The 16,190-nt window shown below is 65.9% G+C and carries 14 protein-coding genes and 1 pseudogene; 5 read left to right on the forward strand and 10 right to left on the reverse strand.

Annotated elements, in window-relative coordinates; all coding sequences use genetic code 11:
- Positions 1-113 precede the first annotated feature (113 nt).
- The gene (locus CG50_RS04080; RefSeq protein WP_051909480.1) at positions 114-1,016 is read left to right on the forward strand and encodes a ribokinase; all 903 of its coding nucleotides are present in this window, start codon (positions 114-116) and stop codon (positions 1,014-1,016) included.
- Here the strand turns inward: CG50_RS04080 and phoB are convergent.
- The 6 genes from phoB to CG50_RS04110 are packed head-to-tail and all read right to left on the reverse strand — an operon-like array spanning position 1,001 to position 7,123.
- Positions 1,001-1,693, reverse strand: coding sequence for a phosphate regulon transcriptional regulator PhoB (gene phoB, locus CG50_RS04085; protein ID WP_036635467.1), 693 nt, complete (start codon positions 1,691-1,693; stop codon positions 1,001-1,003). The two genes, CG50_RS04080 and phoB, sit on opposite strands and share 16 nt — an antisense overlap.
- Positions 1,694-1,696: 3 nt before the next feature.
- Complete coding sequence (gene phoU, locus CG50_RS04090; RefSeq protein WP_036635469.1) at positions 1,697-2,407, reverse strand: phosphate signaling complex protein PhoU; 711 nt, start codon at positions 2,405-2,407, stop codon at positions 1,697-1,699.
- A gap of 11 nt (positions 2,408-2,418) precedes the next feature.
- A complete protein-coding gene (pstB, locus tag CG50_RS04095; protein ID WP_036635470.1) occupies positions 2,419-3,216 on the reverse strand; it encodes a phosphate ABC transporter ATP-binding protein PstB in 798 nt (265 codons plus the stop codon).
- Between the two features lie 10 nt (positions 3,217-3,226).
- Positions 3,227-4,573 carry a phosphate ABC transporter permease PstA gene (gene pstA / locus CG50_RS04100; RefSeq protein WP_036635472.1) on the reverse strand — a complete coding sequence of 449 codons (1,347 nt, stop codon included), beginning with the start codon at positions 4,571-4,573 and terminating at the stop codon, positions 3,227-3,229.
- Positions 4,570-6,009 carry a phosphate ABC transporter permease subunit PstC gene (pstC, locus tag CG50_RS04105; protein WP_036635474.1) on the reverse strand — a complete coding sequence of 480 codons (1,440 nt, stop codon included), beginning with the start codon at positions 6,007-6,009 and terminating at the stop codon, positions 4,570-4,572. The genes pstA and pstC overlap by 4 nt, the downstream gene beginning before the upstream one ends.
- Positions 6,010-6,067: 58 nt before the next feature.
- The gene (locus CG50_RS04110) at positions 6,068-7,123 is read right to left on the reverse strand and encodes a PstS family phosphate ABC transporter substrate-binding protein (protein ID WP_036635476.1); all 1,056 of its coding nucleotides are present in this window, start codon (positions 7,121-7,123) and stop codon (positions 6,068-6,070) included.
- Positions 7,124-7,331: 208 nt separating this feature from the next.
- Here CG50_RS04110 and CG50_RS04115 point away from each other — a divergent pair, with 208 nt between their 5' ends.
- Positions 7,332-8,507 (forward strand): glutathionylspermidine synthase family protein, encoded by a 1,176-nt coding sequence (locus CG50_RS04115; RefSeq protein ID WP_036635477.1) that lies wholly within the window; start codon positions 7,332-7,334, stop codon positions 8,505-8,507.
- A gap of 3 nt (positions 8,508-8,510) precedes the next feature.
- Positions 8,511-9,131 carry a DUF1190 domain-containing protein gene (locus CG50_RS04120; RefSeq protein ID WP_036635480.1) on the forward strand — a complete coding sequence of 207 codons (621 nt, stop codon included), beginning with the start codon at positions 8,511-8,513 and terminating at the stop codon, positions 9,129-9,131.
- Between the two features lie 139 nt (positions 9,132-9,270).
- Here CG50_RS04120 and CG50_RS04125 read toward each other — a convergent pair whose 3' ends face one another.
- From CG50_RS04125 to CG50_RS04135, 3 genes are read right to left on the reverse strand one after another with little or no spacing between them, the layout of a single operon-like run.
- Positions 9,271-9,678, reverse strand: coding sequence for a (deoxy)nucleoside triphosphate pyrophosphohydrolase (locus CG50_RS04125; protein ID WP_036635482.1), 408 nt, complete (start codon positions 9,676-9,678; stop codon positions 9,271-9,273).
- A complete protein-coding gene (argJ, locus tag CG50_RS04130; protein ID WP_036635484.1) occupies positions 9,675-11,060 on the reverse strand; it encodes a bifunctional glutamate N-acetyltransferase/amino-acid acetyltransferase ArgJ in 1,386 nt (461 codons plus the stop codon). Before argJ ends, CG50_RS04125 begins: the two co-directional genes overlap by 4 nt.
- 56 nt (positions 11,061-11,116) lie before the next feature.
- A complete protein-coding gene (locus tag CG50_RS04135; protein WP_152559421.1) occupies positions 11,117-12,019 on the reverse strand; it encodes a peptidylprolyl isomerase in 903 nt (300 codons plus the stop codon).
- Between the two features lie 184 nt (positions 12,020-12,203).
- On the opposite strand from CG50_RS04135, the gene secA reads away from it, so the two are divergent.
- Together secA and CG50_RS04145 are read left to right on the forward strand one after the other, a co-directional pair.
- Entirely contained in the window at positions 12,204-14,966 is a 2,763-nt protein-coding gene (secA, locus tag CG50_RS04140; RefSeq protein ID WP_036635485.1) for a preprotein translocase subunit SecA, read from the forward strand.
- A 55-nt stretch (positions 14,967-15,021) separates the two neighbouring features.
- Positions 15,022-15,588, forward strand: a complete 567-nt coding sequence (locus tag CG50_RS04145; protein ID WP_245615590.1) for an isochorismatase family protein — start codon at positions 15,022-15,024, stop codon at positions 15,586-15,588.
- A gap of 289 nt (positions 15,589-15,877) precedes the next feature.
- Here CG50_RS04145 and CG50_RS17285 read toward each other — a convergent pair.
- A pseudogene (locus CG50_RS17285) lies at positions 15,878-16,000 on the reverse strand (IS3 family transposase); the annotation flags it as partial.
- Positions 16,001-16,190: the final 190 nt, after the last annotated feature.

Below are 16,190 nucleotides of genomic sequence, written 5' to 3' on the forward strand. Positions count from 1 at the left end.
ATAATTACGCGCCACAGAGCGACATTCCGGCGCCTTGCCGCTGGGAGAGCGCGCTTGTCTGCAATCGGGGTGCATGTCATGCCTTGCACGAGGCCCGGCCTGGAGTAGCTGTCATGACCGTCTGGAATCTCGGTTCGATCAACGCCGATCACGTCTATCGGCTGCCGCATCTGCCTGCGCCCGGCGAGACGCTGGCCGCGCTCGACTATCGCGTCGGGCTGGGCGGCAAGGGGGCGAACCAGTCGGTCGCGCTGGCCCGTGCCGGGGCCGAAGTGCGCCATCTGGGCGCGATCGGCGCCGACGGGCGTTGGATGGTCGCCCGGATGAGCGATGCGGGCGTCGATTGCCGCTTCGTGGCCGAGACCGAGGGTGCCTCGGGCCATGCGATCATCGAGGTCGACGCCTCGGGCGAGAATGCCATTCTGCTGTTTCCCGGCTCCAACCGCCGGATCGCGGCGGAGGCGGTGGCCGACGCCCTCGATACCGCGCAGCCGGGCGACTGGCTGGTGCTGCAAAACGAGACCTCGGCCCAGGCCGAGGCCGCGCATCTGGCCCGGGCGCGTGGGATGAAGGTCGCCTATTCCGCCGCGCCGTTCGATGCGGAAGCGGTGCGCGCGGTTCTCGGGGACATCTCGCTTCTGCTGCTCAACGAGGTCGAGGCGGAACAGCTGTGCGCGGCGCTTGGCGTGACGCTGAAGGCGCTGCCGGTCGAGACGGTGGTGGTTACCCTCGGCCGTCGCGGCGCGGTCTGGCACGGTCTTGCCGCGGGGACGGAGGTTCACGTCCCGGCATTTCCGGTCAAGGCCCTCGATACCACCGGCGCGGGCGACACTTTCGCGGGCTATCTGATCGCGGGGCTTGCCGGTGGCGCGGAACCGGCCGAAGCGCTGCGTCTGGCCTCGGGGGCGGCGGCGCTGAAGGTGACGCGGGCAGGGGCGGGCGATGCCGTCCCCGCACGCGCCGAGGTCGAGGCGTTTGTGTCTTCGCAGACCGGGGCGTCTCAGCCGAGCGAATAACCCGTGCCGCGCACCGTGCGCACCGGATCCTCGCCGCCGTTCGCCATCAGTGCCTTGCGCAGCCGCCCGACATGGACGTCGATGGTGCGGGTGTCGACGTAGATGTCGCGCCCCCACACCCGGTCCAGAAGCTGATCTCGGGTCCAGACGCGGCCGGGCTTCTCCATCAGCGTCGACAACAGGCGGAACTCCGTCGGGCCGAGCTTCAGCGGCTGGCCGTCGCGGAACACCCGATGCTCGCCCGAGTCGAGGATGATGTCCTCGAAGCTCAGCCGCTCGCCCATGCTGGCCGGGCGGGTGCGGCGCAGCTGGGTGCGCAGCCGCGCCATCAGCTCGACCACCGAATAGGGTTTGACGACGTAATCGTCCGCCCCGGTCTCCAGCCCGCGCACGCGGTCGGATTCCTCGGAACGCGCCGAGAGCATGATGATCGGGATCGCGCGGGTCTCGGGGTTGGCCTTGACGCGCCGGCAGATCTCGATCCCCGAGACGTTCGGCAGCATCCAGTCGAGCACGATCAGGTCCGGCTTCTCCTCGCGGACCATCAGCAGGGCCTCGTCGCCGTTGACGGCCATCGCGACGCGGAAGCCCTCGGATTCGAGGTTGTAGGCGAGGACTTCACGCTGTGCGGATTCGTCCTCGACCACCAGCACGCAGGGCTGTTGGGCGGGGCTCATCGGTCAGACCTCCGGGTGGTTGGCAAGGGTGACGCTGTCCGACTTCGGCCGCTCGTCATCGGGGATCTCGCCGGTGACGAGGTAGATAACCTGTTCGGCGATCGAGGTGGCGAGGTCGCCCATTCGCTCGATGTTCTTGGCGATGAAATGCAGGTGCATACAGGCGGTGATGTTGCGCGGGTCTTCCAGCATGTAGGTCAGGAATTCGCGAAACAGCGCGTTGTACATCTGGTCGATCTCGATGTCGCGGGCGCGCACGTCGGCGGCGAGCTTGTCGTCGCGCTGGATGTAGCTGTCGATGGCGTCCTTCAGCATCCCCTCGACCGCCTGCGCCATGCGCCGCATCGCCCCGGTGGAGCCGTTGATCGTCGGCATCTGCAGCAGCACCTTGGTGCGCTTGGCCATGTTCTTCGAGTAGTCGCCCACCCGTTCGAGATTGCCCGCGATCTTGATGACCGAGAGCGCGACCCGCAGGTCCGAGGCCGCAGGCGCGCGCAGCGCGATCAGCCGCGCGGCCTCTTCGTTGATCTGTTCCTCCAGCGCGTCGACCGCCTTGTCGCGCTTGCGCACGCTGTCGGCGAGTTCCTCGTCGCGGGTGTCGAGGGCGTGCGCCGCGTCGACGAGCTGCGCCTCGACCAGGCCGCCCATCTTGACGACCATCGCCTGAATCGACTCGAGATCGCGGTCGAAGGCGGAAAGGATGTGCTGTGCCATGTTTGCCTCCGTCAGCCGATACGGCCGGTGATATAGCTCTCCGTCCGGGGATCGGAGGGCTTGGTGAAGATCTGCGTGGTGTCGCCGTATTCCACCAGGTTCCCCATGTGGAAGAAGGCGGTCTTCTGGCTGACGCGGGCGGCCTGCTGCATCGAGTGGGTGACGATCACCACCGAGAAATTCTCGCGCAGTTCGTCGATCAGTTCCTCGACCTGGGCCGTGGCGATCGGGTCGAGGGCCGAGCAGGGCTCGTCCATCAGCAGCACCTCGGGCGAGGTGGCGACGGCGCGCGCGATGCACAGCCGCTGTTGCTGGCCGCCCGAAAGCCCGGTGCCGGGCGCGGTCAGCCGGTCCTTCACTTCCTTCCACAGCGCGGCTTTCTTCAGCGCGCTCTCGACCACCTCGTCGAGTTCGGCCTTGTTGCGGGTCAGCCCGTGGATGCGCGGCCCGTAGGCGACGTTGTCATAGATCGACTTCGGGAAGGGGTTCGGCTTCTGGAACACCATGCCGACGCGGGCACGCAGCTGCACCGGATCGACCTTGCGGTCATAGATGTTCTCGCCGTCGAGCAGGATCTCGCCCTCGACGCGGCAGATCGGGATGGTGTCGTTCATCCGGTTCAGCGTGCGCAGGAAGGTCGACTTGCCGCAGCCCGACGGGCCGATGAACGCCGTCACCGTCTTGTCGAGGATGTCGATGTTCACGTCCTTGATGGCGTGAGAGTCGCCATACCAGACCTGCACGTCCTTCGCCGAAATCTTGATCCGGGTGTCGTCCACGACTCTCTCCATCAGTCTCATGTCGTTCATGGCTTTGTCCTTACCAGCGCCGCTCGAACTTGCGGCGCAACAGGATCGCGGCGACGTTCATCAGCGCCAGGAACACCAGCAGCACGATGATCGCCCCCGAGGCGCGTTCGAGGAAGGCGGGATCGGCCCGCCGGGTGAAGTTGTAGACCTGCACCGGCAGCGCAGCGGCCGGGTCGAGGAAGCCTTCGGGCGGCGCGGCCGGATAGTCGCGCACGAAGGCCACCATGCCGATCAGCAGCAGGGGCGCGGTCTCGCCGAGCGCGTGCGCCATGCCGATGATCGTGCCGGTCATGATGCCGGGCATCGCGAGCGGCAGCACGTGGTGAAACACCGTCTGCGTCTTCGAGGCCCCGATGCCGAGCGCCGCATCCTTGATCGAGGGCGGCACCGCCTTCAGCGAGGCGCGCGTCGCGATGATGATCGTGGGCAGCGTCATCAGCGTCAGCACCAGACCGCCGACCAGCGGCGAGGACTGCGGCATCCCGGCGAAGTTGATGAACACCGCGAGGCCGAGGATACCGTAGACGATCGAGGGCACCGCGGCGAGGTTGGCGATGTTCACCTCGATCAGGTCGGTGAACCAGTTCTTCGCGGCGAATTCCTCGAGGTAGATCGAAGCGGCGACGCCGATCGGCAGCGCCAGAACCAGCACGATCATCATCATGTAGAGCGAGCCGAGGATCGCGACGCCGAGGCCGGCGGCCTCGGGGCGGACCTCGGAGGCGTCGGGCGCGGTGATGAAGTCGAAGTTGAAGCTCTTGGCGAGCAGCCCGGCGTCTTTCAGGTTCTGCGCCAGCACCAGCTGGGCGGGGCTGACATTGCTGTCGAGCTTGGCGCTTTCCATCGTCACGCGGCCCTTCAGTAAGCCGTCGATGCGCCCGTTCGCCAGCGCCTCGATCTGCACCGTGGTGCCGATCAGCGCGGGGTTGTCGAGAACCATGCGGCGCAGCTGCGCGGGGGCTTCCTTCGACAGGATGCCGGCCGCGTCCTTCGCCGACAGGCCTTCGGGCATCAGCCCCTTGTCGGTCGCCTGCTTGACCAGCGCCTGATCGAGGATCTTGCCATAGGCAAGCGTCGTCGCCTTGGCGAGTTCCACCGGATCGCGCTTGCCGCTCTTGTCGAGGACCGCGGCGTCGAGCGTCACGTCCATCGCGATGCGGGTCTGGGTGAAAGCCGACAGCCCCTGTCCGAGGATCGACCACAGCAGCACCGCCAGCGCGATCATGCCAAAAGCGATCGCGGCGACGCCATAGGCGCGGAAACGCGTCTCGGAGGCATTGCGGCGGCGGGTGCGGGCGTCGAGCTGATACAGCGAGCGCCGCTTCGGCGCCGGGATATTCGTTGCCTCGGCGGTCATTCGTATTGCTCCCGATACTTGCGCACGATGAAGAGCGCGAGGATGTTCAGCCCGAGCGTGAAGACGAACAACGTCAGGCCGAGGGCGAAGGCCACCAGCGTCTCGGGCGAGTTGAACTCGGTATCGCCGGTGAGCTGGCTGACGATCTTCACCGTCACGGTGGTCATCGCATCGAAGGGGTTGAGCGACATCTTCGCCGCCGCGCCCGCGCCCATCACCACGATCATCGTCTCGCCGATGGCGCGCGAGGCGGCCAGAAGCACCGCGCCGACGATGCCGGGCAGGGCGGCGGGCAGGATGACCTGACGGATGGTCTCGGACTGGGTGGCGCCGATGCCGTAGGAACCGTCACGCAGCGACTGCGGCACCGCGTTCACGATGTCATCGGACAGCGAGGAGACGAAGGGGATCAGCATGATGCCCATCACCACGCCCGCGGTCATCACCGAGCTCGACGACGAGCCGAGGCCGAGGGGCTGGGCGAACCAGTCGCGCAGCGCCGGGCCGACGGTGATCAGCGCGAAGAGGCCGTAGACGATGGTCGGGATGCCGGCCAGAACCTCGAGCAGCGGCTTCACCACCGCGCGGACCTTCTTCGAGGCGTATTCCGCCAGATAGATCGCCGAGAAGATGCCCACCGGCACCGCGACCAGCAGCGCGATCAGCGAGATATAGAGCGTGCCCCAGATCAGCGGCCAGATGCCGAGGTCCGACCCGCCGCCGAACTTCGGGTTCCAGGTCAGGCTGAAGAAGAAATCGGCGAAAGGATAGACCTTGAAGAAATGCACCGTCTCGAACACCAGCGACAGCACGATGCCGAGCGTGGTCAGGATCGCCACGCTGGACGCGCCGATCAGCAGGGCGCGCACGAAGGTCTCGGACACGTTGCGGGCGCGAAACGCCGGCCGGATCCGCGCGATGGCAAAGCCGAAACCGGCGAGCGCGAGAACCAGAACCGCGACGCTCATCGCCTTGCCGCCGGTGGCGGACATCGCCCCGTAGGCCTTCGCCGCGGCATAGACCGAGGGTTTCACATCGGTGCCGAGCGCCACGCCGACCCGGCCGAGCGCCTCGCGCACCGTGCCGGCATCGGCTGGGATGGCGGCGCCCTGCGCCTCGATCAGCGCGAGGCCGTCGGCGATGCGGCGCACGTCCGACATCACCAGGCTGGCCGAGCTGCCCGAAGCGATGTCCTCGGGTGCGATCATCGCGCCGACACGCTCGTGGATCAGCAGCGGCTGCACCAGCAGCCAGCCCAGCATCAGCAGCAAGGCCGGCACCGCGGTGAACAGGAAAACCGTTTGCCCGTAATAGCCGGGCAGGGAATGCAGTTTGCGGATGTCGCCCGCGACCTTTCCGACGGCGATCTGCCGTCCGAGGAGGAAGCCGCCGGCGGCGAGCGCGATCACGATCAGGGTAAGAATGCCGATACTCATGGAGCGTTCCGCTTGAAAGGAAAGGTGGCGCCCGAAGGCGCCACCGGGTCGTCAGGTCTTACTTCAGCGGCCCCATGGCCACGTCGTTCTTGACCATTTCCTGGGTCTTGGCGAGTTCCGGATCCGGAACCAGCCCGTACTGGGCGAGCGGCCCGTTCGGCCCGGCGATATCATCCGAGACGAAGAAGTCGATGTATTCCTGCAGGCCCGGGACAACGCCGATATGCGCCTTCTTCACGTAGAAGTAGAGCGGGCGCGAGACCGGATATTCGCCCTTGGCGACGGTCTCGACCGAGGGGGTGATGCCGTTCACCGTGGCGACGCGCAGCTTGTCGGTGTTGTTCTGGTAGAACGACAGACCGAACACGCCGATACCGTCCTTGTTGGCGGCGATGCGGGCGAGGGTCTCGGTGTAATCGCCGTCGATCTCGACCGAGGCACCGTCCTTGCGCAGGTCGTTACAGGCCGAAACCGCGTCCTTTTCCTTCGCCTTGTCGTCGGCGCCCTTCGAGGCGGCCTTGAACAGGTCATAGGCGCCCGAAGCCTTGCAGCCGGCCTCGATCACCTTGGTGTCGAAGACTTCGCGGGTGCCGTGCTTGGTGCCGGGGATGAACATCAGGATGTTCTGCGTCGGGAAGCCAGCCTTGACGTCCTTCCAGGTCTTGGCGGTGTTCGGGACGATCTTGCCGTCCTTGGCGACGTTCGAGGCGAGCGCGCCATAGATGTCGGCCGGGGTGAAGGCGAATTCCGGACCCTTGATCTCCGAGGCGAAGACGATGCCGTCATAGCCGAAGCGGACTTCCATGATCTCGTTCACGCCGTTCGACTTGCAGGTGTCGATATCGGCCTGGGTGATGCGCGAGGAGGAGTTCGCGATGTCGATGGTGTTCTCGCCGACGCCTTCGCACAGCTTCTTGCGCCCGGCACCCGAACCGCCCGACTCGACGACCGGGGTGGGGAATTTGAAGTTCTCGCCGAAGGCCTCGGCGACGATGGTGGCATAGGGCAGCACGGTCGAGGAGCCGGCCGTCTGGATCTGGTCGCGCGCGAAAGCCGCGGGGGCCGAGATCGCGGCGATGGCGAGGGCCGAGAGCCCGAGTTTGATGTGGTCCATGGATTGCTCCTGAAAAATGTTCGGGCCGTTTGGCCTGCTGCCTGACCTAGGACGTCTCGGTAACGCTTATGCAAAACTAATGTGACGCTTGCATGACACTCTGTCACGCTCTGGGTCAACTTCTGGCTTCGGCTGCGCCTCGCGGCCTCTGGTAATCGGCGCGTCGCGGCCCCATCTAGCGGCGGCAAGCAGCAACGAGGAAGCAGACGTGGACGTCCGACAGATCGCACCGCGGCCGAACTGGCGCGAGATCGCCGAAGCGGCGGGATTCAAGTTCCATACCATGTATGGCGAGCCCTATTGGAACGAATCCCGCGCCTATCGCTTCACCATCCGCGAGATCGAGGACGACATCGAGGACCCGGCGACGGAGCTGCACGCGCTGTGCATGGACGTGGCCGGACGGATCGTCGAGTCCGAGGAGCTGATGGGCCGCATGGGCATCCCCGAGGCGCATTGGGATTACGTCCGCGACAGCTGGAACGAGGGCAGCCCGATGCTCTATGGCCGGATGGATCTGGCCTATGACGGGCAGGGGCCGGCGAAGCTGCTGGAATACAATGCCGACACACCGACCTCGTTTTACGAGAGCACGGCGTTTCAGTGGCAATGGCTGGAGGACCAGATCGCGGCCGGGGTCCTGCCGTCCTCTGCCGATCAGTTCAACGGCGCCTTCGAGGCGCTGAGCGAGCGGTTCCGTCACCTGTTCGAGCCGAACGAGACGGTCTGGTTCACCTCGATGCCCGACAATGACGAGGATTACGGCACCGTCGAGGCGCTGGCCTGGGCGGCGAAGGAAGGCGGGCTCAATCCGCTCTATCTGACGCTCGACAAGCTCGGGGTGACCGAGGACGGCCGGTTCTGCGATGCCGAGGGGCATCCGATCCGCTATCTGTTCAAGCTCTACCCGTGGGAGAACATGCTGCGCGAGCCCTTCGCCGACAATCTGGCGACGAGCGGCACGACCTTCTTCGAACCGGCATGGAAATCGCTTCTGTCGAACAAGGCGATCCTGCCGATGCTGTGGCGCTTCCACGCCGGTCATCCGAACCTGCTGCCCGCCTGGTTTGAGGACGAGGCCGCCGCCCATCCGCAGGATTTCGCGCAAGGGATGGTGATAAAGCCGATCTTTTCGCGCGAGGGGGCGTCGGTGCGTATCCTCGACGCCACGGGGGCGGAGATCGCGGGGTCCAAGGACCGCGCCTATGACCAGTGGCCGAAGGTGTGTCAGGCCTATCACCCGCTGCCGGTGTTCGACGGCCGCCGCCCGGTGATCGGGGCCTGGATCATCGGCGAGACCTGCGTGGGCATGGGGTTGCGCGAAGACCCCTCGCTGATTACGCAGGATCTGAGCCAGTTCATTCCGCATTACATCGAGGGCTGAGAGATGAAGCGTTCCCGGCATTTTCGTCCGATCACCATCGGCCTGATCGGGGCTTCGGCCTTCGCGCTGGCGGCGTGCAAGCAGGACGAGGAGCAGGCGACCGCGTTTCCCGATCTGAAGGCCTGCATCGCGGAATCGGCGAAACCCGGTGCCACCGTGACCGAAGACCAGTGCACCACCGCCTATGCCCAGGCGGTGCAGACCAACCAGCAATCGGCGCCGCGTTATGACGCGATGGCCGCCTGCGAGGAGCAGCACGGCGCGGGCAATTGCCAGCAGGCGGAAAGCTCCTCGGGGTTCGGCAGCGTGTTCCTGCCGATCGTGACGGGGTTCCTGCTCGGCAAGATGCTGTCGGGAGGGGGCGGGCTGTTCGGTCAGCCGATGTACAACCGGGCGGGTGGCGGTTTCACCACGCCGGGCGGTGGGATCTTCGGGTCGAACCGGGGGACGTCGGTGGTGCCGAGCTCGACCTTCAACAAGCCGGCGCCCACGTTCAACAAGCCGCCGATGTCGTCGAAGTCGTTCAGCAGCTCGGGGTCGTCGTGGAACGGCTCGCAGTCGGCGGTGAAGTCGCAGGGCGGCTTCGGGTCGAGCTTCAAGGGCGGCAGCAGTTTCGGCGGCTGAGATCGCGGGACGCGGCGGAAAGGGGGCTCTGCCCCCTCGGGCCTGCGGCCCTCACCCCCGGGATATTTATGGAAAGCCGAAAGGAAACGGGCCGGGTTCCTGCGGCTTTTGGAGTTTCTGGAAATCCGGGAAGAATGGATCAGAGCAGCGCGCGCAGGGCGGGCAGGAGCGGAATGTCGGCGGGCGGCATCGGATACGTGTCGAGGCTCGTGGCCGAAGCCCAGTCGAGGCGCTGCCCCTCGCGCCCGGTGGGCGTGCCTTGCCAGATCCGGCAGGCGTAAAGCGGCATCAGCAGATGGAATGCCTCGTAGCTGTGCGAGGCGAAGGCGAGGGGCGTGAAATCGGCCTCGCGGGTGAGGATGCCGAGTTCCTCGGTCAGCTCGCGCGCGAGGGCGGTTTCGGGGGATTCGCCCGGCTCGACCTTGCCGCCGGGGAATTCCCACAACCCGGCAAGCGACTTGCCTGCCGGGCGTTCGGCCAGAAGCACCCGGCCCTCGCCGTCGAGCAGAGCGACGGCACTGACCAGGACCAGGCGCTTGCCGGTCACGAGCGGTAATCCGCGTTGATGTCGATGTAGCGATGCGTCAGGTCGCAGGTCCAGACCGTTTTCGCGGCCTTGCCGAGCCCCAGATCGACCGAGATCACCAGCTCCTTGTTCTTCATGTAGGCCGAGGCGGCCGCTTCGGAATAATCCGGCACGCGCCAGCCCTTCTCGGCCAGAACCATGTCGCCGAAGCCGATCTTCAGCAGGTCGCGGTCGGCCTTCGCGCCCGATTTTCCGACGGCGGCCACGACGCGGCCCCAGTTGGCATCCTCGCCGGCGCAGGCGGTCTTCACCAGCGGCGAATTGGCGATGGCGAAGGCGACCTTCGCGGCATCGACATCGCTCTCGGCGCCGGTGACGCGGACCTCGATGAACTTCGACGCGCCTTCGCCGTCGCGCACGACCTGCTTGGCGAGGTCGAGCATGACGTCGGACAGCGCAGCCTCGAATTCCTTCGACAGCTTGGAGCGGAGATCCCTGATCTCGGTTCCGGCGCGGCCGGTCGCCACGACGAGGAGCGAGTCCGAGGTCGAGGTGTCGCTGTCGACGGTGATCGCGTTGAACGAGCCGCCGATGTTGCGCGAGACGATCTTCTGCAGATTGGCGGCCGAGATCTTCGCATCGGTGAAGATGTAGACCAGCATCGTCGCCATGTTCGGCGCGATCATCCCCGAGCCCTTGGCGATGCCGGCGATGCGGATCGGGCCGTCGGGGGTGGCGACCTCGGCGGTCGCACCCTTCGGGAAGGTGTCGGTGGTCATGATGGCGCGGGCGGCGGCCTCGATCCCCGCGGGGGCGAGGCCGGCCTTCAGCGCGCCGATGGCCTCGACGATGCGTTCATGCGGCAGCGGCTCGCCGATCACGCCGGTCGAGGAGGAGAACACCCGGCTTGCCGGGATGGCGAGTGCCTCGGCCACGGCGCCGGTGACGGCATCGACCGAGGTCTGGCCCTGCGCGCCGGTGAAGGCGTTGGCATTGCCCGAGTTCACGATGATCGCGGCGCCCGCTCCTTCGGGAACGGTCATCGCCAGCTTGGCCTGACAGTCGAGCACGCAGGCCGAGCGGGTCGAGGAGGTGGTGAAGGCCCCGGCGATCGCCGCACCCGGCGCGATCGAGGCCAGCATCACATCGGTCCGGCCGGCATAGCGCACGCCGGCCGCGGTGGCGGCGAAGGACACGCCCGCGATCTCCGGCAGGGCCGGGAAGGCGGCGGGGGCGAGCGGCGAGACGTCATGCGCCTTCTTGACCGCAGCGGCGACCTCGGCCGCGGCTTCGGTGACGGTCTCCACGGCAGCCTCGGCGGTCTCGCCGATCTGCGCGCGCAGACCCTTCACCTTGTCGCGCAGCTTCTCGATCTTCTCGCGCAGGTCCTTCTTCTTGGCCATGCCCGCCCCCTCTTTCGCGTGTCAGTTTCCGGATCCGGGCGATTTGCCCGGCCGGATCACTTGCCCAGGATATCCTCGTTCTTGAGCACCGAGGGGTCGATCCCGTCAACAGATTTCACGACCTTGGCGTCCGAAACCGCCTTGGTCACCGCGTCCTGAACCGCCTGCTGGCTGAGATCCGAGGAAATCTCGTCGCGCACCTCGTCGAGCGCCGGCGCCTTGGCGGGACGTTCTTCGAGCAGCTTGATCACGTGCCAGCCGTATTCGGTCTGGATCGGGCCGGCCACATCGCCCGGCTTCATCGTCTTCACCGCGTCCGAGAACGGCTGCACCATCTTGTCGAGGGTGAACCAGCCGAGGTCGCCGCCATTCGCCGCCGCGCCGTCCTGGGACTTGTCCTTGGCTTCCTGGGCAAAGTCCTTGCCGCCGTCGATGTCGGCCTTGACGGCCTTGGCCTCGTCCTCGGTCTCGACGATGATATGGGCGGCGTGATATTCCATGCCCGGCTCGGCCTTGGCATATTTCGCGTCATAGGCCTTCTGAACGGCGTCGTCGGTCACGGCATCCTTGGCGATCTGATCGAGCACGGCCCCGGCGAAATACGAGCGACGCTCGACCTCGAGGGCGATGTCGTCCTTCTTGTTCTTCTGCTTCTCGCCGATCTGCGACAGCGCGGTCTGCTGCACCAGCTGATCGAGGATGCCGTTGAACAGCACGTTGTCGGGCAGGCTCTGATATTGCGCGGGCAGGCCGGCGCGGACCGAAACCATCTGACCGAGGGTGACAGTCTGGCCATTGACCGTGGCGACGACGGTGTCGGCCTTCAGATCGGTTTTCGGCGCGGCGGCCGGGCTTGCGACGGGCTTGTTCGCCGCCGGCTTGGCACCATCGGCCATGGCACCGCCGGCAAAGCACAGCGCAATCGCTGCCGTCCCGAGGAATTTGCTGAGTTGCGGCATGAAAGCCTCTCCGTAAGGGGCCGCGGCAGCCCGCGGCGTTGACACCCGGACGGCCGCCCCTTACATCGCCAGAGGTCCTGTGAAGGTCGTTCCGCCCTTTTTCGTCTGCCGTTCTAGGCGGGCCCAGATAGGGCGGCAAGGCCGCTTTTCACACGATTTGGTCAACGAACCTGCGGGGAATGAAATGCTCGGCCTCGGAACGATCGCGAAAAAGGTCTTCGGCACGCCGAACGACCGCAAGGTAAAGTCGGTCCGGCCGCTGGTTGCCAGGATCAACGCCCTGGAACCCGAGTTCCAGAAGCTGAGCGACGACGAGATCGTCGCCCGCACCCGCGCCCTTCAGGAGCGCGTGCAGGTCGGGGGCGAGAGCCTCGACAAGATCCTGCCCGAAGCCTTTGCCAACTGCCGCGAGGCGGCGCGCCGCGCCCTCGGGCTGCATGCCTTCGACGTGCAGCTGATTGCCGGTATCTTCCTGCATCAGGGCAACATCGCCGAGATGAAGACCGGCGAGGGCAAGACCCTGATGGCGACCTTCCCGGCCTATCTGAACGCGCTCGCCGGCAAGGGCGTGCATGTGGTGACGGTGAACGATTACCTCGCCAAGCGCGATGCCGCCTGGATGAGCAAGGTCTATGGCGCGCTCGGTCTGACCACGGGCGTGGTTTATCCGTTCCAGCCCGATGACGAGAAGCGCGACGCTTACCGCGCCGACATCACCTATGCCACGAACAACGAACTCGGCTTCGATTACCTGCGCGACAACATGAAGGGATCGGTCGAGGAAATGACCCAACGCGGTCACTTCTTCGCGATCGTCGACGAGGTCGACAGCATCCTGATCGACGAGGCACGCACGCCGCTGATCATCTCGGGCCCGTCCGAGGACCGCTCGGAGCTTTACAAGGTCGTCGACCGCTTCATCCCGGAGCTGACCGACGCGCATTACAAGCTCGACGAGAAGACCCGCAATGCCACCTTCACCGAAGAGGGCAACGAGTTCATGGAACGCCGCCTGCACGAGGAAGGCGTCCTGCCCGAGGGTCAGTCGCTTTACGATCCGGAATCGACCACGCTGGTCCATCACATCAACCAGGCCCTGCGCGCGCACAAGCTGTTCCACAAGGATCAGAATTACGTCGTGCAGAACGGCGAGGTGATGCTGATCGACGAATTCACCGGCCGCATGATGAAGGGCCGTCGCCTGTCCGAGGGGCTGCATCAGGCCATCGAGGCCAAGGAAAACGTCGAGATTCAGCCTGAGAACGTCACCCTCGCCTCGGTGACCTTCCAGAATTACTTCCGGCTTTACGAAAAGCTGTCGGGCATGACCGGCACCGGCATGACCGAGGCCGAGGAATTCGCCGAGATCTACAAGCTCGGCGTGGTCGAGGTGCCGACGAACCGCCCGATCTCGCGCCGTGACGACCACGACCGCGTCTATCGCACCGAACGCGAGAAGTTCGCCGCCGTGGTCGAGGCGATCAAGCGCGCCCATGCAAAGGGTCAGCCGACGCTCGTGGGCACCACCTCGATCGAGAAATCCGAGGCCCTGTCGCATCTTTTGACCAGGGAAGGCATTCCGCACAACGTGCTGAACGCCCGCCAGCACGAGCAGGAAGCCAAGATCGTCGCCGATGCCGGCCGTCTGGGCGCGGTGACCATCGCCACCAACATGGCCGGCCGCGGCACCGACATCCAGCTGGGCGGCAACGTCGAGATGCTGGTTCAGGAAGAGCTGGCGAAGACCCCCGATGCCAATCCCGACGAGGTTCGTGCCCGCATCGAGGCCGCGACCGAGGCCGAGAAGCAGAAGGTTCTGGAAGCGGGCGGGTTGTTCGTTCTGGGCACCGAGCGTCATGAGAGCCGGCGCATCGACAACCAGCTGCGCGGCCGTTCGGGCCGTCAGGGCGATCCGGGCCGGTCGCTGTTCTTCCTGTCGCTGGAAGACGATCTGATGCGGATCTTCGGCTCTGACCGCCTCGACAGCGTGCTGTCGAAGCTCGGGATGAAGGAAGGCGAGGCGATCATCCACCCCTGGGTGAACAAGTCGCTCGAACGCGCGCAAAGCAAGGTCGAGGGCCGCAACTTCGACATCCGCAAGCAGCTGCTGAAATTCGACGACGTGATGAACGAGCAGCGCAAGGCGATCTTCAGCCAGCGCCGCGAGATCATGGAAGCCGGGGACATCTCGGAAATCACCGCCGACATGCGCGCGCAGGTGATCGCCGACATCGCCGACGACTTCATGCCGCCGAAGACCTATGTCGATCACTGGGATCTCGAGGGGCTGCACGCCGCCCTTCTGGAAAACCTGAACATGGATCTGCCGGTTCAGGACTGGGCGCATGAAGAAGGCGTCGACCATGCCGAGATGATCTCGCGCATCGAGGAGGCGACCGAGGCCTACATGGCCGAGAAGACCGAAGCCTTCGGTGCCGAGAACATGCACTCGATCGAGAAGCAGGTTCTGCTGCAGACCATCGACGCCAAATGGCGCGAGCATCTGGTCAAACTCGAACATCTGCGTTCGGTCGTGGGCTTCCGTGGCTATGCGCAGCGCGATCCGCTGTCGGAATACAAGACCGAGGGCTTCCAGCTGTTCGAGAGCATGCTCGACAGCCTGCGCGTCGAGGTGACGAAGCGCCTCGCCGTGCTGCGCCCGCTGACCGAGGAAGAGCGTCAGGCGATCTTCGCCCAGCAGATGGCGCAGTTCATGCCCGAGGTCGATGAGGCCGCGACCCCGGTCATCGAACCGGAACCCGCGGCCCAGCCGGAAGCGGCGCCTGCCCCGGCGGCCGGTTTCGCCGCCGAGAACCTGCGCTTCCCGCACGCCATTCCGGGCTTCGACGAGGCGGATCCGACGACCTGGGGCAATCCGGGGCGCAACGATCTCTGCCCCTGCGGATCGGGCGAGAAATTCAAGCACTGCCACGGCAAGCTGGCGTGACGAAAGGGCGGGTCTTCCCGCCCTTTTTCATTTCGACCGACCGGAGCCCGAGACCATGGCCAGCCCCATGAAACCAGACCCCGCAAAGACCCTCGTCATCATCGACATGCAGACCGAGATGCAGCGCCGGATCGACGCCGGCCTCGACTGCGTGAACCCGGAGGCCGGGGACCGCATCGCCACACTCGCCGCGGCGTTTCGGGCCGCGGGACTGCCCGTCGTTCATGTGCGCCACCGTTCGGACGATCCGACCGCGGCCTTTCATCCCGGTAATCCGCTTGCCGCCCCGCTGCCCTGCGCCGAGGCCCTGCCCGGTGAGCCGGTGTTCACCAAGACCACATCCTCCGCCTTCGCGTCCACCGGGATGGCAGGTTGGCTGCGCGAGCGCGGCATCGGCGATCTGGTCGTGGCGGGTGCCGTTGCCGGGTTTTGCGTCAACACGACAGTGCGGCAGGGGTGCGATCTCGGCTTTCGGATGACGGTCGCGCGCGATGCTGTCCTCGGCTTTGGGCTGGGCGAGGGGCAGCCCGATGCCGCGACGATCTTCGAGGTGACGATGGGCCTTCTGGCGGCGGATTTCGCTACCGTTGCCGAAAGCGCGACGATCCTGCAGAGGGTATGAGCTGGCACGCGCGGCCCTGTCCAGGTTGCCCCCGCTTGTCGCGGGCGGGGCATCTCCGGAGGCGGGGCAGGCCACCCAGCTGAGGCCGGCTTGTCCCCGGGGTCGGGCGATGGACGGCCGTATCCTCCGGGCTCCGGGGTCCGCGCGAGGCGGGGGCGCAAAGCCGCGATTGCCCTGAAGCCCGATGCGTGCCCGCGGTCCGGAGCGCCGGACTTGAAGATCGCGGGGTCTTGCGCAGGGTTCGGCGTGAGGCTCTCTGTCCTCACCGCTCTGAATAGCCCCGAGTTTCTCAGACGCCTTCAGGTCTCATCATCTGCTGCCGTTCGAACTCGGTGGGCGACTGCATCCCGTTCCTCGCAGGCTTGCGCTTCGGGTTGCAGAATATCCCGATGTAATCGAACACGTCCCTGCTCAGTGACCCGTGCGACCGCATCGCGCTTGAGGTCGCCAGTGAAATGCCTGTGCCCATCATCGCCTCCTTGTCTCAAAATTGGCGAAGAAGGCATCCACGAAACATGGGGATATTCACTCACCAAGCGTGTCTTCCTTTCGGGCGGGCATGGTTGTCGTGGCCGAAGGACAATCGGGCGCAGACTGTGTTC

Source organism: Paenirhodobacter enshiensis (assembly GCF_000740785.1).
Taxonomy (GTDB): Bacteria; Pseudomonadota; Alphaproteobacteria; order Rhodobacterales; family Rhodobacteraceae; genus Rhodobacter; species Rhodobacter enshiensis.

Bases quoted from the DNA above. Each gene is read 5' to 3' on its own strand.
- CG50_RS04080 (WP_051909480.1), top strand. From the start codon at position 114: ATGACCGTCTGGAATCTCGGTTCGATCAACGCCGATCACGTCTATCGG.
- pstC (WP_036635474.1), bottom strand. From the start codon at position 6,009: ATGAGTATCGGCATTCTTACCCTGATCGTGATCGCGCTCGCCGCCGGC.
- secA (WP_036635485.1), top strand. From the start codon at position 12,204: ATGCTCGGCCTCGGAACGATCGCGAAAAAGGTCTTCGGCACGCCGAAC.
- CG50_RS04135 (WP_152559421.1), bottom strand. From the start codon at position 12,019: ATGCCGCAACTCAGCAAATTCCTCGGGACGGCAGCGATTGCGCTGTGC.
- argJ (WP_036635484.1), bottom strand. From the start codon at position 11,060: ATGGCCAAGAAGAAGGACCTGCGCGAGAAGATCGAGAAGCTGCGCGAC.
- CG50_RS04145 (WP_245615590.1), top strand. From the start codon at position 15,022: ATGGCCAGCCCCATGAAACCAGACCCCGCAAAGACCCTCGTCATCATC.
- phoB (WP_036635467.1), bottom strand. From the start codon at position 1,693: ATGAGCCCCGCCCAACAGCCCTGCGTGCTGGTGGTCGAGGACGAATCC.
- CG50_RS04110 (WP_036635476.1), bottom strand. From the start codon at position 7,123: ATGGACCACATCAAACTCGGGCTCTCGGCCCTCGCCATCGCCGCGATC.
- pstA (WP_036635472.1), bottom strand. From the start codon at position 4,573: ATGACCGCCGAGGCAACGAATATCCCGGCGCCGAAGCGGCGCTCGCTG.
- phoU (WP_036635469.1), bottom strand. From the start codon at position 2,407: ATGGCACAGCACATCCTTTCCGCCTTCGACCGCGATCTCGAGTCGATT.
- CG50_RS04120 (WP_036635480.1), top strand. From the start codon at position 8,511: ATGAAGCGTTCCCGGCATTTTCGTCCGATCACCATCGGCCTGATCGGG.
- pstB (WP_036635470.1), bottom strand. From the start codon at position 3,216: ATGAACGACATGAGACTGATGGAGAGAGTCGTGGACGACACCCGGATC.